The organism is Brevibacterium sp. S22 (assembly GCF_004745485.1).
In the GTDB taxonomy this organism is placed as follows: domain Bacteria; phylum Actinomycetota; class Actinomycetes; order Actinomycetales; family Brevibacteriaceae; genus Brevibacterium.
This window is the reverse complement of sequence record NZ_RHFG01000006.1, coordinates 127,951-153,339: the sequence shown is the minus strand read 5'-3', so window position 1 is coordinate 153,339 and position 25,389 is coordinate 127,951. Positions and strand designations below refer to the sequence as shown.

The window sequence follows — 25,389 nt, the reverse complement described above, 5'->3', positions numbered from 1 at the left end:
CTATTCGTCGAGGTAGGCGCTGTTGTCCTTGGGGCTGCCGTCCTTGACGAGACGCTTGGCCAGGCAGTGGTTGCGGTCAAGGCCCCAAGAGCGGCACTGGTCGAGAGCGGGTTCCGGATCGCTGTAGCCGGTATCGACGACCGTGACCCAGTAGCTGTCGCCCTTATATGAGGCCCAATCGCCGCTGTGGATGAGGATCGCGCCCGGATACTTGACCTTATTCGCTTCGTATTCGTTGAGGATGTCCTGGGCCGACCACGTCTTGCCGTCAGCCTCGAGGCCGACGTTCTTCGCGCTCACCTGGCTCACCCACTGCCCCTCGAGGTCGGAGGCCGTCCTGCTGCCTTGCTCCGTATAGGCGTCGAGACGCTGTTGCGGACTCTGCGACGGTTGGACGAGGTCTTCGGACGGACTGGGGGACGGGCTCGCCGGCTCACTGGAACCGACATCGACAGGAACTGTTCCCGACGACGGAGCAAGCCACCGGATGCCGAAGAATCCCACCAGCGCGAGGATCATGATGATGGCGATGATGACGACGGAGATCTTCAGCCCATTGCGCGAAGACGACTCGCTGTGGACGGTGGGAGGAAACTGTGGGGGAGGCGGGGTCTGCTGCCCGCTCCCGGCCGAACCGCCGGCGCCGCCGTCGGCAGATCGCTGAGCCTGCTGAGGCAGTGAATGCTGAGCGGATCCGGAAGAGTGAGCGGGATCGAAAGGTGAGTGCCCGGCAGGGGCGAAGACATTGCCGCTGCGAGCTTTCGAGGTCGACTGTTCCCCCGTGTGCCGTTCGAGATACTCATAATAAGTCGAGTTGTCGAAATCGGCAGACGAACGGTCCGCGTCATTCCCGTACGACAGGCTCTGACCAGCGGATTCGTTTGAACCCTTGTGCCAGTCGTCGCTGGTCGCCGGACGAATGCGCGGCCTCTGTGGAACGTCGCTCATCAGTCCTCCTGAATGCCAGGTGTGGTGGCAATCATCTACTTACCTTGGCACGAGTCGCGTAGGCGTTCAACAGGATCGCCGACAGGACGCGTTGCCGACGAAAGCCTACTGCGGAAATCACCGAGTTGCCTTGACCTCAGCTGTGAAAGTTCCTCCGTGCGCCCATGGAGACGACAACGGGCCTTCCGAGTGGCAGAGGTCAGTGACGAAGATCCACCGCAGAAGCCGCGATGAATTTGCCCTCCGGCCCGCGATCTCAGTAAGATTGATTCTTGTTGTGTCGTAGCAGCCAGGTCACCGACCGATCTGCTGGGACACTCATGGTGCTCACCCACCGCTGCACTCCAGCTTCGGCCATCTCTCACAGGCTACGGCTTCAGCGCTGGTGAGACATCTCGCCCGAACGGGCAGACCTGTTTCGGCGTACACAATTTTCACGGTGACAGTCGAGAAAATTTGTTGATGTCTTCCGACATCGGCGCAAGCGAGCGGGGATGACACTGAAGTGTGATCCCGCAGGAGCTTGTTTCGAGAGTCGGTAACTTGTGAACTGGAGGAGAGACATGGCAGCAACCTGCCAGGTAACCGGGGCAGTCCCCGGTTTCGGACACAATGTGTCCCACTCGAAGCGCCGCACGAAGCGTCGCTTCAACCCGAACATTCAGAAAAAGCGCTACTACGTTCCGTCGCTGCGCCGCAGCGTCACGCTGACCCTGTCCGCTAAGGGCATCAAGGTCATCGACGCTCGCGGAATCGACGCTGTGGTCAACGAACTCATCGCCAAGGGAGTGAAGCTCTGATGGCTAAGGCACAGGATGTTCGTCCCATCATCAAGCTCAAGTCGACGGCCGGCACCGGGTTCACCTACGTGACCCGCAAGAACCGCCGCAACACTCCGGACCGCATCGTGCTGAAGAAGTACGATCCCGTAGTCCGCAAGCACGTCGATTTCCGAGAGGAGCGCTGAGCGCACATGGCTAAGAAGTCAAAGATCGCAAAAGACAAGCAGCGTCGCGTCATCGTTGAGCGCTATGCAGAGCGCCGCGCGACTCTCAAGCGTCAGCTGACCCACCCTGATTCCACCGATGAACAGCGCGAAGAGGCACGCCTCGCGCTGCAGAAGCTTCCCCGCGACGCTTCGCCGGTCCGCGTTCGCAACCGCGACCAGGTTGACGGTCGTCCGCGTGGCTACCTCCGGAAGTTCGGACTCTCGCGAGTTCGTTTCCGCGAAATGGCACACAACGGCGAGTTGCCCGGCGTTACTAAGTCGAGCTGGTAATCTCGAGGAAGTTCGTCATCGGAAAAACGGACCGGTGACCTACCGACTTGTCCTAAGGAGGACACTTTTATGGCTAAGAACCGCAGTGAGCTCGTTGCAGAAGTTGCCGAGAAGTCCGGCCTGACCCAGAAGCAGGTCTCGGACGTGCTCGATGGTGTCTTCGATGTCTTCTCCGACGTCGTGGCCAAGGGCGAAAAGCTCACCATCCCCGGCTGGCTCTCCGTTGAGCGCACCGAGCGTGCCGCTCGCAAGGGTCGCAACCCGCAGACCGGTGAAGAGATCCAGATCAAGGCCGGCTACTCCGTCAAGCTGTCCGCTGGTTCGAAGCTGAAGGGTGCCGCTGGCAGCCCGAACTGATCTACGCAGCAGCGTCGAATGGCCCGGATCGACTGATCCGGGCCATTTGCTGTCTCCGAAGAGGTGGACTCGTCTTCCCGGGCGATATCACCCGCACTCCGGAGGACATCAGCCACCCTCGCCGAGGCGGCTCCCCGAGATCTCGGCCACGAACGGATCCGCCGGTTGGCAGTCTGCCGTCGCCGAGCGATATCCTGGAGGCATGTCAGAAGGGGCGGTCTGCGCGCAGTGAATTCTTCAGGTTTCGAACCGATCACACGGTTCGTTCGACGTGCGACCGTCCCCATCGTCGTATTCCTCGGGCTCATCGCCGGACTGGCCGCGCTCTTCTTCACCGGAGCAGCCAATCCCACCCTGCTCAACGACCCCGGCTCCGTCGTCCGTTTCGGTCTGCCTGCCGCGAAGTTCGTCTTCAACACTGCGATGTCGCTGACCGTCGGCGGTCTCATGTTCGCCGTCCTCATCGTTCCGCGCACCGCCGGGGGGCGCGGTCGCCGACACAAGAAGACGGATGAGGACGCGGCGCTCGATCCGCTGTGGACGCGGTCCGTCCAGATCGCCGAATACTCCTCGGTGGTGTGGACGCTGTCTGCGGTCGCAGTGCTCGTCTTCTCCTTCGTCGACACGGTCGGTGCCCAGGCTTACCTTGACTTCTCTAACCAACTCGGCGTGTTTGTCACGCAGATCGCCTACGGACAGCTGTGGGTGCTCATCGTCGTCCTCATCGCCGTGGCCTCGACCCTGTGCTTCGGCACCCGCTCCCTGAAGGGCATCGCAGCCGCAGGAGTGCTCGGCATTGCCGTGATACTGCCCTTGGCCTCGATGGGCCACTCCGCAGAAGCCTCCGGGCACACCCAGGCCGTGAACAGCCTCGGTCTGCACATCCTCGGAGCGGTCCTCTGGCTCGGCGGACTCTTCGCCATCGCCCTGCTGGGCACTCGCCTGGCCGCCTCGAAGAATCTCAGGCCGATCGTCGAACGCTATTCGACGATCGCGCTGATCTCCTTCGGCCTCATCGTCTTCTCCGGTATCATCAACTCGCTCCTGCGCGTGCAGGGCTTCGATGACCTCATGACCCCCTATGGGGAGGTCATTCTCGCGAAGGCGTTCGCGACGGTCCTGCTCGGGCTGATCGGATTCTGGCACCGCCAGTTCGTCATTGCACGATTGGGCACGGCCGCCTCGGCGACGGTTGAGTTCTGGCGCCTCATCACCGTCGAATTCATCCTCTTCGGGGTCACGATGGGAATGGCCGTGGCCTTGGCCCGGTCGCAGCCGCCGGTGCCGCAGGAGCCGGTGGGCGATCCCTCCCCGGCCGAGATCCTCACCGGTGACCCGCTGCCCCCGCAGCCGAACCTGGCTCGATACTTCAGCGAATGGGCGATCGATCCGCTGTGGATCGCGATCGCGATCGGCACGTCGATCGCCTATGTCGTGGCGTTCATCAACCTTCGCCGCCGAGGCGACAAATGGCCGGTGCTGCGCCTCATCAGCTGGCTGGTGGGCATGGTCTTCCTTGTCTACGTCACCTCGGGCGGACCTCGCGTCTACGGTGAGGTGCAGTTCTCCGCGCACATGATCGAACACATGCTTCTGGTCATGGTCGTGCCTTTGCCGCTGGTGCTCGGCGCGCCGATCACCATGCTCATGCGCGGCACGAAGGCCCGTCGGGACGGGTCATTCGGCCTGCGCGAATGGGTGCTCTGGCTCGTCCAGACTCCGTACCTGCGCTTCTTCGCGCACCCGATCGTGGCGAGCGTGAACTTCGCCGGTTCGCTGGTGGTCTTCTACTACTCGGGAATCATGTTCTACGCGCTCGATACGCATCTCGGCCACGAGCTGATGATCGCGCACTTCCTCGGCGCGGGATACCTGTTCGCTCAGGCGCTCATCGGCGTCGATCCGGGCGTCAAGCGCCCTGTCTTCCCGATGCGGCTCGTGATGCTGCTGGTGACGATGGCCTTCCATGCGTTCTTCGGCATCTCGATCATGAGCTCGAACGTGCTGATCGCCGGTGATTGGTTCGGCAATATCGGCGCCGGATGGGGCTACACGGCGATCGACGACCAGCAGCTCGGCGGCGCCATCGCGTGGGGCATCGGCGAATTCCCGACTCTGTTCATCGCGATCATGGTCTGCGTGCAGTGGGCGAAGTCCTCGGATCGGGAAGCCAAACGCATCGACCGCAGCGAGGACCGCACCGACGACGCCGAGCTGCGCGCCTACAACGCCATGCTCGCTTCGATGGCCGAACGCGATGCGAAGGCCCCTCCTCGCCGTCGGTGAGAATCGGACTGTCGGTGAGATTCGGGCTGCCGGTGATTCGGACTGCCGGTGAGATTCGGACTGCCGGGCCGCATCGGTGCGGAGATCTCCCCGAGGCGGGGGATGAACTGCCGCGCAGTTCGGATCGTGTCGCAGCGAACCTTGCGAGATAAAGGCAGTCACATCTGACTGTTGCACATCGGCTGTGCACGAATCTGCACCGGAAATTCTCGGATTATGGCCAGGTCGCTGCCAAAATCTCTGTAACGTGGCGCACACTGATGCTTGGATGAGAAATATCCGAGCGCCCGAAATGCTCCGCTGAAGCCGGGGATCACCAGCCGCATCGATGCGGACTGTGCTCTCCGAACTGTCAGTCGGCCGGTGCCAGTGCAAGTCGATTCGCGCATTCAACGGTGACGCGGATTGTGGAAACGAAGGAGTCCCATGAGTACTCAGAACAATGCTGAGAGGAAGTCGATCCGCGCTCAGCTGCGCAGGGTCGTCGCTGCCTCGATGGCCGGAACGGTCGTCGAATGGTACGAGTTCTTCCTCTACGCCACCGCTGCCACGCTGGTATTCCACGTTCTGTTCCCGCCTTCCGACGATCCGCTGACGCCGATCCTCGCCGGCTTCGCCACCTATGCGGTCGGATTCATCGCCCGCCCAGTCGGCGGAATCGTCTTCGGCCACTTCGGTGACAAGCACGGGCGCAAGATGCTGCTGCAGCTCTCGATCATCCTCGTCGGCGTGTCCACGTTCCTCATGGGGTGCCTGCCGACCTTCAGTGTGATCGGATATGCCGCACCGGTGCTGCTCGTGCTCCTGCGCGTTGTCCAAGGTTTCGCGGTCGGCGGTGAGTGGGGCGGCGCCGTTCTGCTCGTTGCCGAGCATTCGCCGAACAAGGAGCGCGGCTTCTGGGCGTCGTTCCCCCAGTCCGGTGTTCCCTTGGGCAATCTGTTGGCCACCGGCGTGCTGCTCGCCCTCAGCCGTTCGCTCGACGACGCTCAGTTCGAGTCGTGGGGCTGGCGAGTGGCCTTCTGGCTTTCGGCGGTCATCGTCCTCATCGGCTATTACATCCGTACCCGAGTCTCCGACGCCCCGATCTTCGACGAAGTGCAGTCCCAAGAGGTCGAAGAAGGTGTCGACTACGGGGTCAAGGCCGTCTTCAAGCGCTACCCGCGTGAGGTCTTCGCGGCTATGGGGCTGCGCTTCGTCGAGAACATCCACTACTACCTCGTGGTGACGTTCTCGATCACGTATCTCTCGATCGCCGTCGGCATCGAGCAGGATGAGATCCTCGGCGCTCTGCTCGGCGCCCACGCGATTCACGCAGTCATCGTTCCGCTCGTCGGTGCCGCCACAGACCGGATCGGACGCAGAATGCCCTACGGCGTGGGCATCGTGCTCACCGCCACCTGGGGCTTCTTCGCGTTCCCGATGTACGACACCGGAAACTTCTGGGTGATCTTCCTCGCCCTGCTCATCGGCCTCATCTTCCACGCGCTGATGTACGCCGGCCAGCCCGCGATCATGGCCGAGATGTTCCCGACCCGAATGCGCAACTCGGGCGTCTCGACCGGCTATCAGGTCACGGCCATCGTCGCCGGGTCCTTCGCCCCGTTCATCGCGACCGCGCTGCTGAAGGGCTTCGACTCCTCGGTTCCGATTGCCATCTACCTCGCCGCTGCAGCAGCCGTCTCGTTCGTCGCGCTGATGTTCACGCGTGAGACGAAGGGGATCGACCTGCGGTCTCTCGACCATGCAGACAAGGTGCGCCGCGGAGTCGCCACGGCCGACTGAAACCGGACGGTGACCAGCTGACGGAGGCGGTGCCGAGGAAGACCGACACCGCCTTCGTCGCCCGTCGCCGTGCACGACCGTCGGGCCGTGACGCACGATCGGTGCTCACCCTCGGCGCACTGCTCGGTGCCCGCCTCGGCGAACGATCGGCACCTGTCGCGACGTACGATCGGCCACCACCGGTCCCACCTCGACACTCCGTCCGACCCACCTCGGCACTCCGTTCGACCCGCCTCGGTGCCCGCCTCGGCGAACGATCGCCGCCGGCAAGGTGGAAGATGGATTCGTACCACAGGCCCGTACCACGAAAGGGACATCTCATGGGAGACCTCACCAGCAAACGCGCCCTCGTCACCGGCGGAGCATCCGGTCTCGGCAAGGCGATCGCTCGGTCCTTCGCTCAGGCCGGTGCCTCTGTGATCGTCGCCGACGTCGACGCTGACTCAGCTCAGGCCGTTGCCGACGAAATCGGCGGCGAAGCGTGGGCGGTCAACCTGGCGGACACCTCGGCGCTGGATGGCACCGATCTCGATGTCGACATCCTCATCAACAACGCCGGCATCCAGCGAATCCACCCGATCCAGGATTTCCCACTCGAGGACTGGCGGCTCATCAACACACTCATGCTCGAAGCGCCGTTCGTTCTCACGAAGGCGGCGCTGCCGAAGATGTACGAACGCGGCTGGGGGCGCATCATCAATCTCTCCTCCGTCCACGGTCTGCGCGCCTCGGCGAACAAGTCCGCATACGTCGCGGCCAAGCACGGTCTCATGGGACTGACGAAGACGACCGCGCTCGAGGCAGGCCCGCACGGAGTGACGTGCAACGCGATCAACCCCGGCTATGTGCTCACGCCCCTGGTCAAGGGGCAGATCGCCGATCAGGCGAAGACGCACGGCATCAGCGAGGACGAGGTCCTCGAGCAGGTCTTCCTCGGCCATTCTGCGGTGCCCAAGCTCGCCGAACCCGAGGACGTCGCGGCCATCGCGCTCTTCCTCGCCGGGGAGCATGCCGCCGTCATCAACGGCAGTGCCCACAGCATCGACGGCGGCTGGGTCGCCACCTGACCCAAATTGCTACCCGACGGCGGCTCAGCAACCTGGCGCCACGTTGCTGAGCCGCCGTCGGGTAGCAATTCAGAGGGATTCCAGGACTCTGCGGACTCCGGCGTTGCGCAGGGACTCATGGCGGACCGAGGCCCAATAGGACACCTGCTTGGAGAACAGCTCCGGCAGGACCTGAACCAGACGCGAATTTCCGTGGGCCAGGAAGTCCGGCAGGATCCCGATCCCAGCCCCCTGCGAGGTCGCGAGCACATGAGCATGCACCGAGGTGGACCTGAAGAACCCGGTCCCGCGCGGAAGAGCATCGGCCGCCTCGTCGAGATCATCGACTTGCAGCGAATTCTCAATGTAGTAGACCATTCGGTGATCGGCCAGATCATCCAGTGTCTGCGGCATCGCGTGAGAGGCGATGTAGTCCTGCGAGGCATAGAGCTGCAGCCGGTAGTCGCGGATGTGCTTGGCAACCGATCGCGGGGCATCCGGGCGCCCGACGACGATTTCGATGTCGACGCCCGACCGGTACTGCCGGGCCCGCTGAGTGGCGGTGATCAGCTCGATCTGCAGGCCCGGATGCTCACCCTGCAGTTCGGCGAGCGCTGGGACGGCGAACTCGAGTGCGAAGGCCTGTGGGCAGGCCAGCCGGATCGTCCCGGACAAGGCCGAGTTCGAATGCGCGTCGATGCGGCCCAGAGCAGCCTCGATGTCCTCGGCGATCGGCAGCAGCTGACGTCCGGCGGCGCTGAGCTCCCACCCGTCGGGGGAGGCCACGAGCACCCGATCGCCATATGCCTTCTCGAGCGCGGCGATGCGCCGTGACACGGTCGTATGGTTGAGGCCGAGGCTGTGTGCCGCGGCTGTGAACTTCCCCAGGCGGGCGACGGCGAGCAGAGTCAGCAGATCCTCGGGAGCGATCTGCGGACCGGAACTGCCAGGTGCATAGGAGGCCATAGTGGGTCCATTCTATCTGCGTGCGCGCACATAACCGGTGCGGAATAGGTGAGGCGCCCACCCGGGCTTCCACACATCGACTGGCGTACTGTGAGAGGGAACACGTAAGAGTTGCTGAACATGATGCGAGGAGGCATATTATGTCGACGATTGGGTGGGTCGGCCTGGGAAATATGGGCCGCCCGATGACCGCGAACCTGGTCAAGGCCGGTCACACCGTCAACGGGTACGATCTCGTCCCCGAAGCCGTGGAGGCAGCCGCGAAGGACGGCGTCAACCCCGTGAATTCCATCGCCGAGGCGGTCGCCGGTGCCGATATCGTCTTCACGATGCTGCCCAAGGGGGAGCATGCCCGCACCGCCTACCTCGAGCCAGACGGCGTCCTGGCCAATGCGGATCAGAAGACCCTCCTCGTCGATTCCTCGACGATCGACTTCGATTCCGCCCGTGTCCTCCACGCCGAGGCGAACAAGGCAGGCTTCCGCCTCATCGACGGTCCGGTCTCCGGTGGAGTCACCGGCGCCGAGGCGGGAACACTGACCTTCATGCTCGGCGGCGCTGACGCCGATGTCGAAGAGGCTCGCCCCTTCATCGAGGCGATGGCCGGGAATATCTTCCACGCCGGTGGTGATGCCGCCGGTCAGGCCGCGAAGATCGTGAACAATATGATGCTCTCGATCAGCCTTCAGGGCGTTGTCGAAGGAGCTGTTCTCGCCGATCGCTTCGGCCTCGACCCGAAGGTCTTCCACGATATTGCGAAAGTGTCCTCCGGTGACTCCTGGCCGCTGCGCACCTGGTACCCGGTGCCCGGTGTGACCACGACGGCCGCCGCGAACAACGAATTCAAGCCCGGCTTCGCCGCCGCACTCATGCACAAGGACGTCGGTCTCGCGCTCGCCGGCGCCGAGACCCAGGGAGTCGACCTGCCCGCCGCCGCCCTCGTCCACGCGCAGCTGCAGAAGCTCATGGACGAGGACCTCGGCGGACTCGACACCTCCGCGCTGATCAAGAACATCGACCCGAACGCCGAGGGTCTGCCGAAGTGAGGATTTGGCTAGCGCTGAGCTGAGGCTGCGCCGGCCGTGGCAGGCACCGACACCAGCGCCGAGGCGGCACCGAACTGCGGACGATCCGCGTCGAGAAATCCAGATGATCTCGACACAGGCCGTCCGCAGCTCGCTTCTGGGAGCCGGCCGACAGGCCCAGGAACCGGCTGACTGACAGGCCTGGGAACCGGCCGACCGACAGGTCAGGCACTTGACCGGCCGAGGGGTCAGGGCCCCGCCGCCTGAACCCGCCATCTCAGAGTCCGAGGGCCCGGCTGTCCAGGCATCCTCGGTGACCTGAAACTTCCCGTGGCTCATGTAAGACTGGAGGCATGAGTACGCCTGATTCGCCTTCCTCCCTGACCCCTGATGACATCTCCGCCATCACCGGCAACCTCGACGAGGTGGCCGACCGTTCCCGTGCCGCCGCCGAGTCGAGCGGTCGCAGCAGTGACGATGTGCGCGTGCTGCTGGCCACGAAGACGCAGCCGGCAGAGAAGATCCGCGTCGCCCTCGAGCACGGGTTCACCCTCATCGGCGAGAACAAGGTGCAGGAGATCGTCGGCAAGGCCGAGGCGCTCACCGACCTCAACCCCGAAACACATCTCATCGGGCCCCTGCAGCGCAACAAGGTCAACCACACCCTGCGTCATGCGCAGTGCATCCAGTCCGTCGACAACCTCGCGCTCGCCGAGAAGATCAACAATCGCCTCGATGTCCTCAACGAGACCGTCGACTACTTCATCCAAGTCAACACCTCCCGCGAGGACTCGAAATTCGGCGTCGACCCCGAAGACGCCGAGGAGCTCATCACAGCAACCCGTGAACTCGGCAGAATGCGACTGCGCGGGCTCATGACCATCGGCCTGCCCGGCAGCAGCCCCGAAGAGATCCGCCCCAGCTACTCCGACCTGCGCGGACTCAGCGAGAAGCTGCGTGGATCCGGGGTCATGCCCGCCGAGGCGACTGAGCTGTCGATGGGCATGAGCAATGACTTCGAGCTCGCCATCGCCGAAGGTGCGACGACGGTCCGCGTCGGATCGAGCATCTTCGGCGCCCGCGACTACTCCTGAGCCGCAGGCGACCGAGGCGACCCTGCCCGCGACTGCTCGTGAGGCGCACCCGGCCTGAGCTGGCACGCCCGCCGGCGACGCCTCCGCCCGACGAGCGGCCACCTGCGACGCGCGCACCTGCGAGGAGCCGACTGTGAAGTCCTGCCCCTTCTCACGCCTGTGCGAACACCGCCCGGAGTCCGTCGATGAGCGCTCCGCGCCAGCAGGCGAAGTCGTGCCCACCTTCGTAGACCGACAGCGAACTGGAGTGCCCGAGACCGTCGAGCACCTCGGTCAGCCGACGGGCACGGTCGACCATGGGTCCCTCCCGGCGGCCCACGGCGAGATGGAACTCCTGGGTGCCCGCTCCGACACCCGGTTCCAGAAACCGTCTGGTGGTCCAGTCGTCCCCATCGATGCTCGCCAGGTCCGCCGGAGTCGCGGTCCCACCGGGGCTCCACCACAGCGAGGGGGAGTGGGCGAGTACCGTGTCGAAAGCCCCTGGACACGTCTGAGTCATGTGCAGGGCCGCGAGGCCGCCGAGGCTCTGCCCGCCGATGATCCGACGCGCGCCCGCGGGCAGTGCGGAGCCCCACACGGCCGCTTCGGCTTCGATTTCGGGAACGAGGTCTGCGGCGACGCTGCGAAGGAACTGTTCGTTGCCGGCCAGGGTGAGTATCCGCTCGGCCGTCGTGTATGTGCCGATGCCGATGACGATGAGTCCGGGAAGCCCGGCGGCCTCCACGGCCAGTTCGACGCCGAGGTGGTCGAACCACTGCCTGCCGTCGAAGAGAACGAGGATTCCGGCCGCGGGTGTACTCGGCAGAGACGCCCGCACCGGGTATGTCCCGCCGCCGATCTCACGGTCGGCCGAGATCATAAGGGTCGGCGCAGCGAGATGTACCCCGGGATCCTCGCCGAGGCGGGTCCCACCGGTCTCGACGGGAGTGCCCGTGACAGCGCCCCGCGAAGCGGAAGCGACTCGCGTCCCGCCGAGCCGCCACATGCTGTGATCGGAAGCGAGCGGTCCGGAGAACACAGATGAGCCCTCACCGGTACCTGGCTGATCCGGTCGGGTGAGCGGAGGATCGGGGTTGAACGGGTCGACGAGCACAGGGGGCCCCGGCCGACCCGGACCGCCCAGGGGCGGGGCGACCTCCTCATATGAGGGACTGAAGCCGTACGAGCAGCGCAGGGCGGCCGGAAGGCGCAGCGTCACACCCCAGATGCCGGTGCCCGGGACTCGGGACATGATGCCCGCTGCCTGCCGATCCTTGTCGGTGACCCGGTTCGCCACGAGCCGGACGCTGCGGACCTGCGCATCGGCGGCCCGATAGAGAAATGTGACATCACGCAGATCCGGATCCGCGGGGCACGGGTCGACCAGAGGCGTGCCCCGCATGGTGATCTCATCCCAGAACCGGCGTTCGTGATCGCCCGCACTGCCGGACTCCTCGGCGGCAGAAGCGGAGAAGTCATCCAGGATGTCGATGAAGCGCACGTCGTGATCCTTGCAGGTCGGATGGTGAGGCGACAGGCCTCGTCCCGCAGCGAGGCACAGAGTCCCACCACGGGCGAGGAATATCGCATATCGGACAGTCGGACAAGTCAATTGGACAAGCCGACTGACAGCATTGCTAGTCTATGCGATTAGGTTAGGCTCACCAATCAGCCGGAGAGAATTCCGGCCCGCCGACCTCGAACGCCACGTCGACTTCGGCCGCAGCCCCTCGGCCGCCGCACCGCCTCTAGGAGAGCTATGAGAAAAGTCCTGCCGTTCATCGGCGCCGCCTGCGCCTTGGCACTCGTCGGATGCGGAGGGTCGACCTCCGGAGTCGCGGATGACTCCGCTTCCGACCAGGGCTCGGGTTCCGAACTCTCCGTGCCGCTTCCGGAGGGCTGGAAGCAGATCTCAGGGAAGAGCGACTTCTCCGCGATCGAAGCGAAGCCGAAGCTGCCCGGCGAGGTCGAAGACGGCACCGGCACCGACGTCGAGGTCAAGGACATCGACAAGATCATCGTCGCCGGTGACGGCGTCGCATCGACGCTGGGTGCGCTCGGCCTGGCCGACAAGATCGCGGCCGCTCCCGAGGACGCCGTCTCTCCCGAAGCCAAGGACGCCCCGGAGCACTTCGAATTCGGCAAGAGCACCGGCGTCGAGGGTCTGCTGGCGATGGACGGCTCGCTCTTCATCGGCGACAACGTCAAACGCCACGGCGATGTGGCCGGACAGTTCCGCGACGCCGGGACCGACGCGGTCGTCATGGACGACCAGCAGTCGCAGGGTGAGAAGCTCAAGGCCGTCGCCGAGTACGTCGGTGCGAAGGATGCCGGAGTGGAGCTCGCGAAGACGGTCGACGACCAGCTCGCCGACGCGGCGAAGACGGCCGAGGAGACCGGGTCGAAGAATCTCTCGATCATCGAGGTCACGGCCACCGGTGCGGGCGGTCAGAATGCGGTTGCCGGCACCGGAACCCCCGGCAACGAGATGATCGAAACCCTCGGCTACACGAGTGTGGGCGCCGAATCCAAGCTGCGCGGGTACTCCCGCGAGTTCAGCAATGAGGGCATCGTCGCCTCGGCGCCGGACGTCATCGTCATGGCCGAATCGGACTACGAGAAGTGGGGCGGCGAAGACGGCCTGTGGAAGGCGTTCCCGACGCTCGACCAGACTCCTGCCGGCCAGAACTCGTCGATCTTCGTCATGCCCGACGCCCAGCTGAAGTACTCGAGCCCTGAGATCGGGGTCGGTGCGCAGGCCCTCGCCGAGGCGGTCGCGCAGCTCTCGTGACATCGAAGGTCCTCAACCAATCCCAGATGCCAGTGTCGGCACCGGCGACGAGCAGGGCCGCAGCGAAGGCGGAGAGACGGCACAGCATCAGGAGACTTCCGCTGCTGACCTGTGTGGTCGTCGGACTCGCGGTCCTCGTCCTGCTCATGGTCGTCTCTGCCTCGGTCGGACCGCTGCGGATTCCGCTCGGCGACGTCACCCGCATCGTCTGGACGCAGTTGGGACTGGGCGACGGTTCAGGGATGAGCCAGCGCGACGTCTCCGTGGTGTGGCAGCTGCGCATTCCCCGCGTCCTCATGGGCGTGCTCGTCGGAGCCGCGCTCGCGATCTCCGGAGCCGCGCTGCAGAGCCTGTTCAACAATCCTCTGGCCGATCCGGGCATCATCGGCGTCAGCGGCGGAGCCTCGGCCGGTGCTGTCGGCGTCATCGTGCTCGCCGGCGGCAGCATCACTTGGCTCCTGCCGCTGGGGGCGTTCCTCGCGGGCCTGGCGGTGACCGGACTCATCTACGTCCTCGCGCGCCCCGGGCGGAACACCGGGACCTCGCGGATGCTGCTCGTCGGCATCGCGGTCGGGTCCGGTTGCCAGGCGCTGACGGGATTCTTCACCTTCATCGCCGATGACCAACAGCTCCAGACCCTGACGTTCTGGCAGATGGGGTCGCTGGCGAAGGTGATCTGGCCGCAGTTCTGGGCGACCCTGCCCGTCTTCGTCGCGGGCCTCGTCATCGTGCTGCTCAACGCCCGCACCCTCGATGTGCTCACCCTCGGCGAGCGCGAAGCCCAGCACCTCGGGCTCAACGTCAAACGCAGCCGGCTGATCATCATCATCGCCACCGCGCTGCTCACCGGCGCGGCCGTGGCCTTCGCCGGCGCCATCGGCTTCGTCGGCCTCGTCGTCCCGCACATCGTGCGCATCGTCATCGGCCCGGGTCATCGCGGTCTGCTGCCGATCTCGGCGATCGCCGGCGCAATCCTCATCGTCGCCGCCGACTGCGCCTCCCGCGTCGTGGCCCCGCCTTCCGAGGTTCCGATCGGTCTCTTCACGGCCGCCGTCGGGGCGCCCTTCTTCCTGTTCCTGGTCGTGCGGATGAGGAAGAGCTCATGGTGAGAGAGGTGCCAGAGAGCACGGATCAGACCAGTCAGACTCCCGCCGAGGCGGTGGTGCGCGCCCATGAGGTGACCTTCGCCGTCGACGGTCGGGAACTCGTCTCCGAGGTCTCCTTCGACCTGCACGGGGGTGAGGTCGTCGCCCTCGTCGGACCCAACGGCGCCGGCAAATCGACGATGCTCTCGCTGTTGGCCGGGGACGTGCCCCCGTCGCGTGGGTCGGTGGAGATCGCCGGCACCGAGGTGGGGAAGTGGAAATCCGGACCGTTGGCTCGCATCCGGTCGGTGATGCTCCAGCACAACAGCTCGAACTTCGCCTTCAGCGTCGATGAAGCCGTGCAGATGGGACGCCTGCCCTGGGATGTCGACGCCGACCGTGATGCTGCGCTCGTCGCCGAGGCGATCGCCGACGGCGATCTCCGCGGCTTCGAGGCCCGTGACATCACGACGCTCTCCGGCGGAGAGGCCGCACGGGTGTCCTTTGCGCGGACGAAGGTGCAGACCACCCCGATCGTCTTCCTCGACGAACCCACCGCCGCTCTCGACCTCAAGCATCAGGAATCTCTCTTGAGATCGGTGCGCCAGCTGCGCGGTGATGGGGCCGCTATCGTCGTCGTCCTCCACGACCTCAATCTCGCTCTGCGCTACTCCGACCGTGTCCTCGTATTCGGAGGCGGGAGGCTCGTCGCCGACGGCAAACCCGCTCAGGCACTGACGGAATCCCTCGTCGAGGTGGTCTACGGGCAGTCCGTGCGCCGTGTGCAGCCGGAGGGAATCGACCACCCGATCCTCATCCCGGTGTGACTGCTCCTGCGCGTGAGCGCACACTGCCCGCCTGCCGACTGCCGTTCGCACGCAGACTCCGTGCGGCTGCCCCGCGCGATGGCTGCCGCCCGCACGCAGACTCCCCGTGCGAACGCAGGCTCCCGCGTGACCACAGGGACGAGGGGCCGGTCACATCATGACACCGGCCCGGCCGCAAGGCATGAGGATCTGCGATCATTGAGGCATGAACACCAGCCCGGAAGAATCCACCGTCCCCGCTCCCGCCGCTGAGCCTGCGGCCACCTCGGCGACGGTCGCATCCTCATCCTCGGCGCGGGACATCAAGGTCCGTGCGCCTGAACTCATCGGTCGTCGGTGGATGAACTCCGGCGGCAAGGACCTGACCTTGGCCGATCTGCGGGGAAAGGTCGTCCTGCTCGACTTCTGGACATTCTGCTGCATCAACTGCCTCCACGTCCTCGACGAGCTGCGCCCGCTGGAGGAGAAGTACGCGCGTGAGCTCGTCATCATCGGCGTCCACTCGCCGAAGTTCGAGTTCGAACGCACCGTCGAGGCCGTCGATCAGGCCGTGGAGCGCTACCAGGTCGAACACCTCGTCCTCGACGACCCCGACCTCGTCACCTGGCAGGCCTACACCGCCCGCGCCTGGCCGACGCTGGCCGTCATCGACCCCGAGGGCTACCTCGTGGCCACCATGTCCGGCGAGGGCCATGCGGCCGGACTCACCGAGATCATCGAAGGTCTCATCGAAGAGCACTCGGCCAAGGGCACCCTCCATTCCGGCGACGGACCCTACGTCCCTCCACCGGCCCCGGAGACCGACCTGTTCTACCCCGGCAAGGCCACGCGCCTGCCCTCGGGCCACCTCATCGTCGCCGATTCCGGACACCACAGCCTCGTCGAATACGACGACGATGCGGCCACGATCATCCGCCGCATCGGCACAGGCGTTCGCGGATCCGATGACGGCGACTTCGCCTCGGCGAGCTTCAGCGAACCCGGCGGCATCACTGTGCTGCCTGCCGACCTGGCAGCCGAAGTCGGCTACCAGCTCGTCGTCGCTGACACCGTCAACCACACCCTGCGCGGGATCGACCTCGAGGCCGAAACGGTCACGACGATCGCCGGCACCGGTCAGCAGCACATGGTCGGCGCCATCGACAATGTCCGCGGCAAGCCCGGTGAGCTGGGACGATACGACGGACCCGCGCGCGATGTGAAGCTGTCCTCGCCGTGGGATGTCCTCTTCGTCCCCTCCACCGCCGAGGTGGTCGTGGCGATGGCAGGCAACCACACCATCTGGTCATTCGATCCGAAGGACGGTACGATCCGGATCCTGTCGGGCACGATGAACGAAGGCCTGGTCGACGGCGACGGAGAGACTGCGTGGTTCGCCCAGTCCTCCGGTCTCGACCTCGGACCCGAGGGGGAGGTGTTCGTCGCCGATTCCGAGACCTCAGCGATCCGTCGCCTCGACCCTGCCACCGGCGAGGTCTCCACGCTGGTGGGGGTCGGACTCTTCGACTTCGGCTTCCGTGATGGACCAGCCGCCGAGGCGCGCCTGCAGCACCCGCTGGGTGTGCGCACCCTGCCCGATGGATCGATTGCGATCGCAGACACCTACAACGGTGCGATCCGCCGCTTCGACCCGACGACCGAGGAAGTCACGACTCTGGCGCGCGGCCTGCGCGAACCCTCGGACATCCTCGTCGTCGACTCCGCATCGGGCGCCGCCGACGAGACACCCACACAGATCGCAGGCGAAGCCGAACTCCTCGTCGTGGAGTCCGCCGCGCACGCGCTGACCCGGGTGAAGCTGCCCAAGGATGCACAGAGGGTCGACGAAGGCGCACTGACGACGAAGCGCCCATCGACCGAGATCGCCTCAGGTCCGGTGTCGCTGACCGTGAACTTCACTGTTCCCGCAGGTCAGAAGCTCGACGACCGGTGGGGCGACCCGACGTTCCTGCAGGTGTCCGCGACACCGCCAGAGCTCATCGTCTCCGGTGAGGGCGGAGCCGAGGGGCTGAGTCGCGATATCGTCATCAACCCTGAGCTCAACGAGGGAGTGCTGCACGTGACTGCGCGGGCCGCTGCCTGCGATGGCGAGCCCGGGGGAGAGATCCCACTGCACGCCGCCTGCCACCTCTACCAGCAGGACTGGGGCATCCCCGTCGACCTCGTGGACTCGGCACCGGACGACCTCAACCTCGACCTCCGTGGCGCCTGAGACCTGCTGTCAGCGATTGTTTGGGCGATCCACCGCGCTCGGCCGATGGAAAACGCGGTGGATCGACCAGACAATTCGCTGAAGACGCGGCGCCGACGAGCGTCTGGTGCAGGACTGCGGCAATGGAGACTCCCCGGCGAGGCGATCAACCGAGGTAAGACGCGAGCAGCTGCTTGAAAGTCACCATGTCGGTGCGCTTCGAGACACGAAGGACCACCCACCCCTCAGCCTCCAGCAGCTGACGGCGCTCGATGTCCACACCGAACTGGAGGGACGAAGTCCTGTGGTGGTCACCTTCGTATTCGATGGCGAGCTTGATATCGGGGTATCCGAGGTCGGGATGCAGAGTCGCCGAAACGAGCGTGCAATCTACTGACGGATGGACGACGGGCTCTGGGAAGCCATTGTCGATGATCCACAGCCTCAGCCACGTCTCGCGAGGAGAGTCGACCGACTCGCGAATCAGCGCCAGCGCTCGCTCCGCCGTCTTCCGCGCCCGGAGGTAGCTGCTGGCCTCGGCATGAGCGCGAAGAAGGCCGAGACTGGTGAGCGGTCCGCTGTTCCGACGGCTGATGGCAGCGTCGCCCGCTGCGACCAGTTCCTTGTGGCTGAGCAGCGGGGCGAGTTCGAAGAACAGGTCAGTGGCGGAGATGACCGGCAGTTCGTAGAAGCGAGTGCTGTCGAAGCCCGTACTTCGGCGGAGTTTCACACCCGCTCGGCGGATACGAAGACCGGTATCGTCGCTGATGACATGGGTGTGATCATCCATGACGCGATTGGGCAGCGGCAGCCCGTAGAGCACGGCCGCTGTCAGGGAACTGGCGAAGACACTCGGGTGCAGGAGGCGGAGCGCCGAAAACTTGGTCTGCTGCTCCAGCCAGCTGCGGTCGGCCCATGGAGGACAGAGAACCATAGTGGTGGGGTCTGTTTCGATCCAGACGCCGCGGAAGACCTGTCTGAACCGAGATCCGTCCTGCAAAGCGAACTCTGTCAGCCCCCGCGCTTTGAGCTCATTGCTCATGAAAGGGACGGGGGCCGTCTGGAAGTCTGCAGGTGACTGAATTGTTCTGCGCATGAGTGACATGGTGGACCTCCGGCTGCTGGCAGGGGAAGCAGCAGGAATCCGCCTGTGGAAGCTCCTCGCAGGTTCACAGCAGAAGACGTCTGAGTGCTGCATCCCGTTCTGCCAGGCCGATGCCGATGTTCTACCAGGCCGGTGCTGATGTTCTGCCAGGCCGGTGCTGATGAGCCTGTGCCTCGGACGCAGCACGAAGCCACGCGAGAGAGGTGTCTGTCCACAGGAATCGGCGTAGGAGTGGGGCTCCCGCAGACGCGACAGAGGCGAGTCTTCGGTGAATTGTCTGGTCGATCCACAGTGATTCTGGCCTCGCTGAACGCCGCGGATCGACCAAACAATCGAGTCGGAAGCTGATTTCCTGAGTGCCCGGAGGCGACGGAGGCACGGAGACGCTGGAGGCGCTTGAAACTCCGGCTCTGCAGCACCGCCGCATCTGCAGCGCCTCCGCTCGTGCCGCTCCTGCCGCATCTGCAGCACCTGCCGCGCCGTGGCTCCTGCCGCATCTGCAGCACCTGCCGCGCCGTGGCTCCTGCCGCTCGTGCCGCGCTTGAACCTCCGGCTCTGCCGCGCCGCCGCACCTGCAGCACCCGCCGCATTGTGGCTCCCGCCGCTCGTGCCGCACCTGCAGCGCCTGTCGCTCCTGCCGCCCCGTCAGGCGATGGTGACGTCGCCGAGGCGGCGCGGTTCGAAGCTCACCTGCGAGGACTTGACGACGACCGATCCGCCCAGGACGAAGGAGAGCTTTTCGTCGAAGTCGTGTTCGGCGGCGGTGACGATGTCCCGGTAGCGTCCCGTGACCCGCACCTCGACCGTCGAGGGAGTGAGTTCGAGATCGTTTCCGGACGAGGTCAGTCCGATCTGCGGGCTGCGCTCGAGTGACCAGGAGACGTCGCCGATGATCTCGTTGTCCGTGTCGTAGCCGAAGACGCAGCCGGCCGGCATGAGCGTCTTCGATTTCATACAGTCCTGCAGATGGTCAGTGACCTGCTCCTCCACAGTCTGTTCGAGCTTGGCCGTGGGCTCGGGCGAGAGCTTCACGGTGGGGGAATCGCCGGGTGCGGTCACCTCGGCGCGTTGGGATTTGGACTTCAGATACGTCGCATCGAACCCGACGAGGTAGCTCGCCGGAAACAGCACAGGCACGCTTCCCGTGCTCACTCCGTACCCGTTGACCGTCGCCGTCGACGAACCGGAGACGTCCAGGGTCAGCGTCGGCCATTCCTGCTGTTCGATGGCCCACCGGTTGAAGAGTCCCGCGGTGGCAGGCAGTCGGACCATGTCGAGATCGACGGTCTGCTCCTGCGAGGAGAGGTTGAAGCTGAGGCGGACCTTGGCATGGTCGCCGTCGACGGAGACGGTCTCGGCCTCGGGGTCGCGCGGCAGATCGGGCGCCGCGGAGAGCACTTCGTCGCTGAGACCCAAGGTCGACGACGGAGTCGGCGCGGACAGGTGGGAGAAGGCTCGATGCGCATCGCCGTTCTCGATCGCCGAGATATAGGCCTCGGCGGCTCGGGCGGGAGTGTAGACGGTGAGGTTGAGGAGGGGGACCGCTGCAACCGTGAGGACGATGACCGTCAGCGCTGAGATCAGAAGTCTGCGCGACGTTCGCATGACGCTCCTGATTCGGTTGGGGACTTAAGGGGACTGGGCAGGTCTCAGTGTATCTGCCGCGCGTCACTCAACCGGGTAGGCATGCAGGGCAGAGGTGTCGACCTCGACGAAGACATGCGTGCCGACCCTGACGTTGGCGCGCAGTTCGGTGATCGTCGCGCCGAGTCCCGGATGCAGGACACCGAAGCCGATGGCAGGCTCCTCGTCAGTGTCGGATTCGGCCGTGTGGGATGCGGCTGCTGTCGAAGTCTCAGCCGAATCCGCGGCGGCGCCTGATCCTGTCGACTCGACCGCTGACCCAGTTCTCCAGCTCGGCACTCCGGCGAGGTCAGCGAGGTCGACGTCGAGGGCGAGGCCCATCTCCGTGTCGACCGGTGAGAGCTTCGCCTGCAGGCAGGAACCGCGGTCGCGCAGTCCGGTGACGATGGCTTCGAACACCGTCGCCGAGGTGAACGCCGGGTCGTGTTCGTCCAGTGACAGGAGGGCGGCACGCCACCCGAGAGTCACGAACACCTTCCCGTCGAGTTCGGTGCGGGCGCGCACCGCCGAGTGGCCGATGGACAGCCATCCCTTCCGCGCCAGTCCGGAATAGACGTTGACTCCGCTGAGCTCGGCCGGCAGTGAACCACGCGGTTCCGTGACGATCTGCTCCAAGGAGCCGAGAGCGACGAGCTGGTCCTTTTCGATATCTGCCACCCCCGCCTCGGCGATGGTGTGGTCGGTCAGCGAATTCGAGCTGAATACGACTCCTCGGCCCTCTTGGACGACGAGTTCGGCGAAGCGGCTGCGCAGTCCGGTGCGCAGGTGGCCGGGAACCGAACCGAAAGGGTCGATGAGGGTCAGCCACTTCGCGCCGCTCGCCCAAGCCGCGGCCAGGGCGAGTCGGGCACGATCGGTCGCATCGAGGTCCTCGAGGCGATGGCGCAGGATTTCGGGTCGCAGCCCGAACGATGTCAGCGCAGCCGATGGATCCGCTGCCGATGCCGCCTCCCCAGATCCGGCATCGGCTTCGCGAAGATAGCTCTTCATCCAGCTGCGCACACGCAAACGACCCGACCGGCGTCCGGTCGGGAAGCGTGGTGGTGGTGCGACATGAGGCAGGGCCGCCGCGGACAGCACCACCGAAGTGGTGCTGTCCGGGCTGCCCATGAGACCGAGCATTGTCCCTGCTCGCAGACGTCCTAGGTCGATCTCGCGTCCGTCGAGCTGCAGCCCCGCGAGGGACAATTCATCGTTCACCGGAAGCTTAGAACTCCGCGGGATCGTCGGAGGCGTTCATCCGCCGACGGGTGATGATGACGGCAGCTGCACCGACCGCGAGCAGACCGACACCGAGTGCCAGCCCGGTCATCTCGGCACCGGTGCGCGGCAGGTCGCTGCCCGACTCGTCCTGGCCGCTGCCGTTTCCGTTTCCGCCTTCGTCGACAGCGGTGCCGTTGGTCAGCACGGTGAAGCTTCCACCCTGGGGCTCATCGAAGCTCTCGGCCTGGGCACGCACGTTGTAGGTGCCGAGCACGGCCTTGACCTTGGCCTGGACACCGAACGTGACCTTGCCTTCGGAATCGGCTTCCTTGGACATCGTGTAGCGGTCGACCTTGCCCTGAGCATGCTCGACCGTGATAGAGACCTTCTCACCGGGCTGAGCACCGCTGACGCCGATCTTGATGCCATCGCCCAGGAAGTCTTCGGAGCTGACCTCGGTCGGGTCGATGAACATGGAGGCCTGCGCGGCTGCGGCAGGCTTCTTGTCCTCGGTGCCGGGGCTGACCGGACCGGTGGACTCGGGAGCCTTGTCCTCAGCCTTCTCGTCGCCTTCGGCGCCGTCTTCTGCCGGCTGGTTCTTGTCAGTCTGGCCAGCGTCGTCGGAGTCCTCGGCGTCGTCGGCCTCGTCCGTCTCCTCGACCTTCGGAGCCTCGGACTCGGAGGACTCGGTCTCCGTGGGCTTGGGAGCCTCAGTGGTGGGATCCTCATCCGGGGCCTTGGCCGGTCCCGGCTTCACGTCGTCGGCGGGAGCCTCATCAGCCTTGTCGTCAGCCTCGTCGGTCTCAGACGGACTCGGCTTCGGAGCCTTGGTGGTGGGATCCTCAGTCTTCGTCTCCGACGGCTCCGGGGCCTCGGTGGTCGGGTCCTTGGTCTCCGTCTCCGACGGCTCGGGCGCCTCGGTGGTCGGATCCTCGGTCTCCGACTCCGACGGCTCGGGGGTCTCCGACTCGTCAGGAGTCTCATCCGGGGTCTTGATCGGACCGGTGGCCGAGTCGCACTTGTCGTCTCCGTCGCCGGAGTCGTCGACGTCGGAGGCCTTGGAGACGACCTCGAAGGAGACCTTGGAAGACTTCTTCTCGGACTTCAGGTCGGTGAGGTAGAGAGAGTATTTGCCGACAGGTACCTGAGCGCCGTCGGTGACGGTGAAGAAGTAGGTGCCGGAGACCTTTCCGTCCTCGTCGACCGTAAGCTTCTTATCCGGCGAGTATTCGGTGCCATCGGTGCCGACGACGGTCACCGTGGCCTTCTCGTCCGCGGTGAAACCAGTGCCGGAGAAGCCGATTCCCTTCTTGTCATCCGCTATATCGGCGCGGGTCACCTGCGCCTGCGCAAGGGTCGCCTGCGGGTCCGACTCGTCGGGAACCGAGGAATCCGACTCGGACTCGCTCGATGACTCCTGATCTTCATGGGCGCACACCGGTTGCTGAGGGACCGAAGCGGTGGACTCTGTCGCTGCGAACGCCGGGGCGCCAGCAAGACCTGTCAATGCAACGGCTACTGCGGGGGCAAGCACAAGACGCGAGGTCTTCACAGTAATGCCTTTCGATTGTTGTCTACCCACGAAAGACGATGGACTCCCGGCATTCCTTGGCTTAAGAAGGGGAAGGCACCATCGTGCGCGGGTCCGTACAGCTCATTACCCTAAAGCATTCATCCGCCGCTATGGGGAGACACACGGGTAAAAATCAGGAGAATTCCGGAAAATCGTTATCGGTTTGTGACATAGAATCGGCGTGTCGGTCGAAATCATTCGCTGACTCTGCGTGCTCGGCGCATATGGTCTCGAGCGTGTGAGACACGAGACTATGAGCGAGTGGAGCACGGTATTTCGAGCGCATGGGACACGATGTCTCGAGCGTATGGGAGGCGAACTCTCGAGAGTCTGAAGCATGAGATCTCGAGCGTGTGAGGCCCGGAACGACTACCATCGGAGACGTGACTCTCCTTTCCGACCGCGACATCCGCGCCGAGCTCGACTCCGGGCGCATCGCCCTCGACCCCTACGACCCGTCGCTGATCCAGCCGGCCAGTGTCGACGTGTGTCTCGACCGCTATTTCCGGCTCTTCGACAACCACAAATACGCGGTCATCGATCCGAGCCTCGAGCAGCCCGAGCTCACTCGCTTCGTCGAGGCTGCTCCGGGGGAGCCCTTCGTCCTCCATCCCGGCGAGTTCGTCCTCGCCTCCAGCCATGAGCTCGTGACGCTGCCCGTCGATGTCGCCGCCAGGCTCGAGGGCAAGTCCTCGCTCGGGCGTCTCGGTCTTCTCACTCATTCGACGGCCGGATTCATCGACCCCGGCTTCAGCGGCCACGTCACCCTGGAGCTGTCGAACGTCGCGACCCTGCCGATCACCCTGTGGCCGGGAATGAAGATCGGCCAGCTCTGCTTCTTCCGGCTCAGCTCCGCGGCAGAGAATCCCTATGGTTCCCAGGCCACCGGCAACCGCTACCAGGGTCAGCGCGGTCCGACCGCGTCCCGTTCGCACCTCAACTTCTACCGGAGGGACATGTGATCACCCGCCGCGAACTGCGGCTGCAACGCGAAGCCGCTGAACGCGCCGCCCGCGCACAGGCCGACGCTGCGCGCTATCAGGTCCCGGCCGACCAGACTCCTGACCACCAGGCCGACGCCGCGGGCTATCAGGTCCCGGCCGACCGGACCCCGGCCGACCAGACTTCTGCCGCCCAGGCCCACGCCGCGAGTCGGCGGCGGACCGGGATGCCGTCGACGGGACGACCCGGCTACGGCGGTGACGCGTCCGCGCCTGAGGACACGGCCACCTCGGCGGATCTGCGAGGTTTCCACCTCATCCTCCTCGATGAGGCCGTCGAGGTCTCCGATGTGCTCGCGCTCATCCACAACAAGCTGCCCGATCTCCATCCGGTGCTCGACGAGCACGGGCAGATGCGACTGAGCCGGCACTCCCGGCTGAGCTCGGGGGCCGCCCTCGATCCCGCCGATGCCGCCGCGCTCGAAGTACCCGACTGGGCTGAGCATGCGATCGTCATCGACTGCCCCCGTGACCGGCAGCCGACCCCACCGCCGGACTGGTTCGCCGATGCCGACGGACTCCACGAAGCCTTTCCCAGCGGAATGCCGGACCGGGAGGAGGAGCGGATGCTCAGCCTCATGCTCTCCGTCGCCTCCCGTCTCCATACGGGCGTGCGCCTGGCCGACGAGCCCGGACTGCCGACGCGGGTGATCATCCCCGACCCCGAGGCGAAGGTCGACCTCTACATCTACTCGTCGTACTGGATGGAGCCGCCGGTGGCTCTCGACTTCGTACGCCGTCACGCCCCGCAGGCCTTCCAGCAGGCCCTGCCCACCCCCGACGAGGATGTGCTGGCCCAGGCGAGCATCGACGACCCGCTCTTCGACCCTTCCGCCCCGGTCATCCTCGACGGCTATGCCCTGCTGGTCCCGCTCGGCGAGATCGATGATTCCGCCGGCAGCCTCGAGATCCGTGTGATGGAAGCCGAGGTGGTTCCGCCGATCGTCGCCGCCCACACCGATGCCCCGCAGATCGAATATCATGTCCACTGGATGGACGCCGAGTCGAGGCGCTATCAGCCGAATCAGCGACGCCGATTCCGGCGGATGCGCGGTCAAGTGGCTCAGCTGACCGATGCGATCGGAGCCGAGCTGCTGGTCGGGTCCGCAGGCATCGGAGTCGACGAGAACGGCTTCCTCGTGACAAGCCGACAGCTGCGTGCATGATCGGTGTCATGCCGGGGCAGAACCCGTCTCAGCACACACTC

The 25,389-nt window shown here is 65.3% G+C and carries 22 protein-coding genes; 15 read left to right on the top strand and 7 right to left on the bottom strand.

The window, feature by feature from the left end:
• Nucleotides 1–948 carry a protein kinase gene (locus tag EB835_RS08085; RefSeq protein ID WP_135808953.1) on the bottom strand — a complete coding sequence of 316 codons (948 nt, stop codon included), beginning with the start codon at nt 946–948 and terminating at the stop codon, nt 1–3.
• Nucleotides 949–1,511: 563 nt separating this feature from the next.
• Here EB835_RS08085 and rpmB point away from each other — a divergent pair.
• From rpmB to EB835_RS08050, 7 genes are all read left to right on the top strand, one after another.
• Nucleotides 1,512–1,748 carry a 50S ribosomal protein L28 gene (gene rpmB, locus EB835_RS08080; protein ID WP_039211930.1) on the top strand — a complete coding sequence of 79 codons (237 nt, stop codon included), beginning with the start codon at nt 1,512–1,514 and terminating at the stop codon, nt 1,746–1,748.
• Complete coding sequence (gene rpmG / locus EB835_RS08075) at nt 1,745–1,915, top strand: 50S ribosomal protein L33 (protein ID WP_200885341.1); 171 nt, start codon at nt 1,745–1,747, stop codon at nt 1,913–1,915. The genes rpmB and rpmG overlap by 4 nt, the downstream gene beginning before the upstream one ends.
• Before the next feature lie 6 nt (nt 1,916–1,921).
• Nucleotides 1,922–2,227 (top strand): 30S ribosomal protein S14, encoded by a 306-nt coding sequence (gene rpsN / locus EB835_RS08070; protein WP_025779151.1) that lies wholly within the window; start codon nt 1,922–1,924, stop codon nt 2,225–2,227.
• Nucleotides 2,228–2,296: 69 nt separating this feature from the next.
• Nucleotides 2,297–2,584, top strand: coding sequence for an HU family DNA-binding protein (locus tag EB835_RS08065; protein WP_025779153.1), 288 nt, complete (start codon nt 2,297–2,299; stop codon nt 2,582–2,584).
• Between the two features lie 228 nt (nt 2,585–2,812).
• Nucleotides 2,813–4,870 carry a bifunctional copper resistance protein CopD/cytochrome c oxidase assembly protein gene (locus EB835_RS08060; RefSeq protein WP_135808952.1) on the top strand — a complete coding sequence of 686 codons (2,058 nt, stop codon included), beginning with the start codon at nt 2,813–2,815 and terminating at the stop codon, nt 4,868–4,870.
• A 426-nt stretch (nt 4,871–5,296) separates the two neighbouring features.
• Nucleotides 5,297–6,652, top strand: a complete 1,356-nt coding sequence (locus EB835_RS08055; protein ID WP_135808951.1) for an MFS transporter — start codon at nt 5,297–5,299, stop codon at nt 6,650–6,652.
• A gap of 320 nt (nt 6,653–6,972) precedes the next feature.
• On the top strand, nt 6,973–7,719 hold the full coding sequence (locus EB835_RS08050) for a 3-hydroxybutyrate dehydrogenase (RefSeq protein WP_135808974.1): 747 nt from the start codon (nt 6,973–6,975) through the stop codon (nt 7,717–7,719).
• 69 nt (nt 7,720–7,788) lie between these two features.
• Here the strand turns inward: EB835_RS08050 and EB835_RS08045 are convergent, their stop codons facing one another.
• Nucleotides 7,789–8,664, bottom strand: a complete 876-nt coding sequence (locus EB835_RS08045; RefSeq protein ID WP_135808950.1) for a LysR family transcriptional regulator — start codon at nt 8,662–8,664, stop codon at nt 7,789–7,791.
• A 140-nt stretch (nt 8,665–8,804) separates the two neighbouring features.
• Between EB835_RS08045 and mmsB the strand changes: the two genes are divergently transcribed.
• Both mmsB and EB835_RS08035 read left to right on the top strand, forming a co-directional pair.
• Nucleotides 8,805–9,710, top strand: coding sequence for a 3-hydroxyisobutyrate dehydrogenase (mmsB, locus tag EB835_RS08040; RefSeq protein WP_135808949.1), 906 nt, complete (start codon nt 8,805–8,807; stop codon nt 9,708–9,710).
• Between the two features lie 332 nt (nt 9,711–10,042).
• Nucleotides 10,043–10,783: a YggS family pyridoxal phosphate-dependent enzyme gene (locus EB835_RS08035; protein ID WP_135808948.1), complete on the top strand. Its 741-nt coding sequence runs from the start codon at nt 10,043–10,045 to the stop codon at nt 10,781–10,783.
• A 151-nt stretch (nt 10,784–10,934) separates the two neighbouring features.
• Here the strand turns inward: EB835_RS08035 and EB835_RS08030 are convergent, their stop codons facing one another.
• Nucleotides 10,935–12,263, bottom strand: a complete 1,329-nt coding sequence (locus EB835_RS08030; protein WP_135808947.1) for an enterochelin esterase domain-containing protein — start codon at nt 12,261–12,263, stop codon at nt 10,935–10,937.
• Nucleotides 12,264–12,521: 258 nt separating this feature from the next.
• Here EB835_RS08030 and EB835_RS08025 point away from each other — a divergent pair, with 258 nt between their 5' ends.
• The 4 genes from EB835_RS08025 to EB835_RS08010 all read left to right on the top strand — a co-directional run bounded on the left by EB835_RS08025 (nt 12,522) and on the right by EB835_RS08010 (nt 17,677).
• On the top strand, nt 12,522–13,553 hold the full coding sequence (locus EB835_RS08025) for an ABC transporter substrate-binding protein (protein ID WP_135808946.1): 1,032 nt from the start codon (nt 12,522–12,524) through the stop codon (nt 13,551–13,553).
• A 26-nt stretch (nt 13,554–13,579) separates the two neighbouring features.
• Entirely contained in the window at nt 13,580–14,662 is a 1,083-nt protein-coding gene (locus tag EB835_RS08020; RefSeq protein WP_135808945.1) for a FecCD family ABC transporter permease, read from the top strand.
• A 5-nt stretch (nt 14,663–14,667) separates the two neighbouring features.
• A complete protein-coding gene (locus EB835_RS08015) occupies nt 14,668–15,465 on the top strand; it encodes a heme ABC transporter ATP-binding protein (protein ID WP_240688629.1) in 798 nt (265 codons plus the stop codon).
• A gap of 340 nt (nt 15,466–15,805) precedes the next feature.
• Nucleotides 15,806–17,677, top strand: a complete 1,872-nt coding sequence (locus EB835_RS08010; protein ID WP_240688633.1) for an NHL domain-containing thioredoxin family protein — start codon at nt 15,806–15,808, stop codon at nt 17,675–17,677.
• Nucleotides 17,678–17,822: 145 nt separating this feature from the next.
• Here the strand turns inward: EB835_RS08010 and EB835_RS08005 are convergent, their stop codons facing one another.
• The 4 genes from EB835_RS08005 to EB835_RS07990 all read right to left on the bottom strand — a co-directional run bounded on the left by EB835_RS08005 (nt 17,823) and on the right by EB835_RS07990 (nt 23,046).
• The gene (locus EB835_RS08005) at nt 17,823–18,752 is read right to left on the bottom strand and encodes a hypothetical protein (protein WP_135808942.1); all 930 of its coding nucleotides are present in this window, start codon (nt 18,750–18,752) and stop codon (nt 17,823–17,825) included.
• Between the two features lie 654 nt (nt 18,753–19,406).
• Nucleotides 19,407–20,366 (bottom strand): hypothetical protein, encoded by a 960-nt coding sequence (locus tag EB835_RS08000; RefSeq protein ID WP_135808941.1) that lies wholly within the window; start codon nt 20,364–20,366, stop codon nt 19,407–19,409.
• A gap of 63 nt (nt 20,367–20,429) precedes the next feature.
• Nucleotides 20,430–21,605, bottom strand: a complete 1,176-nt coding sequence (locus EB835_RS07995) for an ABC transporter (RefSeq protein ID WP_135808940.1) — start codon at nt 21,603–21,605, stop codon at nt 20,430–20,432.
• Nucleotides 21,606–21,612: 7 nt separating this feature from the next.
• The gene (locus tag EB835_RS07990) at nt 21,613–23,046 is read right to left on the bottom strand and encodes an LPXTG cell wall anchor domain-containing protein (protein ID WP_135808939.1); all 1,434 of its coding nucleotides are present in this window, start codon (nt 23,044–23,046) and stop codon (nt 21,613–21,615) included.
• Nucleotides 23,047–23,564: 518 nt separating this feature from the next.
• On the opposite strand from EB835_RS07990, the gene dcd reads away from it, so the two are divergent.
• Complete coding sequence (gene dcd, locus EB835_RS07985) at nt 23,565–24,143, top strand: dCTP deaminase (protein WP_135808938.1); 579 nt, start codon at nt 23,565–23,567, stop codon at nt 24,141–24,143.
• A complete protein-coding gene (locus tag EB835_RS07980; RefSeq protein ID WP_240688628.1) occupies nt 24,140–25,348 on the top strand; it encodes a hypothetical protein in 1,209 nt (402 codons plus the stop codon). Before dcd ends, EB835_RS07980 begins: the two co-directional genes overlap by 4 nt.
• Nucleotides 25,349–25,389: the final 41 nt, after the last annotated feature.

Bases quoted from the DNA above. Each gene is read 5' to 3' on its own strand.
- rpsN (WP_025779151.1), top strand. From the start codon at position 1,922: ATGGCTAAGAAGTCAAAGATCGCAAAAGACAAGCAGCGTCGCGTCATC.
- EB835_RS08035 (WP_135808948.1), top strand. From the start codon at position 10,043: ATGAGTACGCCTGATTCGCCTTCCTCCCTGACCCCTGATGACATCTCC.
- EB835_RS08050 (WP_135808974.1), top strand. From the start codon at position 6,973: ATGGGAGACCTCACCAGCAAACGCGCCCTCGTCACCGGCGGAGCATCC.
- EB835_RS08000 (WP_135808941.1), bottom strand. From the start codon at position 20,366: ATGCGAACGTCGCGCAGACTTCTGATCTCAGCGCTGACGGTCATCGTC.
- EB835_RS08085 (WP_135808953.1), bottom strand. From the start codon at position 948: ATGAGCGACGTTCCACAGAGGCCGCGCATTCGTCCGGCGACCAGCGAC.
- rpmB (WP_039211930.1), top strand. From the start codon at position 1,512: ATGGCAGCAACCTGCCAGGTAACCGGGGCAGTCCCCGGTTTCGGACAC.
- EB835_RS08005 (WP_135808942.1), bottom strand. From the start codon at position 18,752: ATGCGCAGAACAATTCAGTCACCTGCAGACTTCCAGACGGCCCCCGTC.
- EB835_RS08055 (WP_135808951.1), top strand. From the start codon at position 5,297: ATGAGTACTCAGAACAATGCTGAGAGGAAGTCGATCCGCGCTCAGCTG.
- mmsB (WP_135808949.1), top strand. From the start codon at position 8,805: ATGTCGACGATTGGGTGGGTCGGCCTGGGAAATATGGGCCGCCCGATG.
- EB835_RS08025 (WP_135808946.1), top strand. From the start codon at position 12,522: ATGAGAAAAGTCCTGCCGTTCATCGGCGCCGCCTGCGCCTTGGCACTC.
- EB835_RS08065 (WP_025779153.1), top strand. From the start codon at position 2,297: ATGGCTAAGAACCGCAGTGAGCTCGTTGCAGAAGTTGCCGAGAAGTCC.
- EB835_RS08020 (WP_135808945.1), top strand. From the start codon at position 13,580: ATGCCAGTGTCGGCACCGGCGACGAGCAGGGCCGCAGCGAAGGCGGAG.
- EB835_RS08010 (WP_240688633.1), top strand. From the start codon at position 15,806: ATGAACTCCGGCGGCAAGGACCTGACCTTGGCCGATCTGCGGGGAAAG.
- EB835_RS08045 (WP_135808950.1), bottom strand. From the start codon at position 8,664: ATGGCCTCCTATGCACCTGGCAGTTCCGGTCCGCAGATCGCTCCCGAG.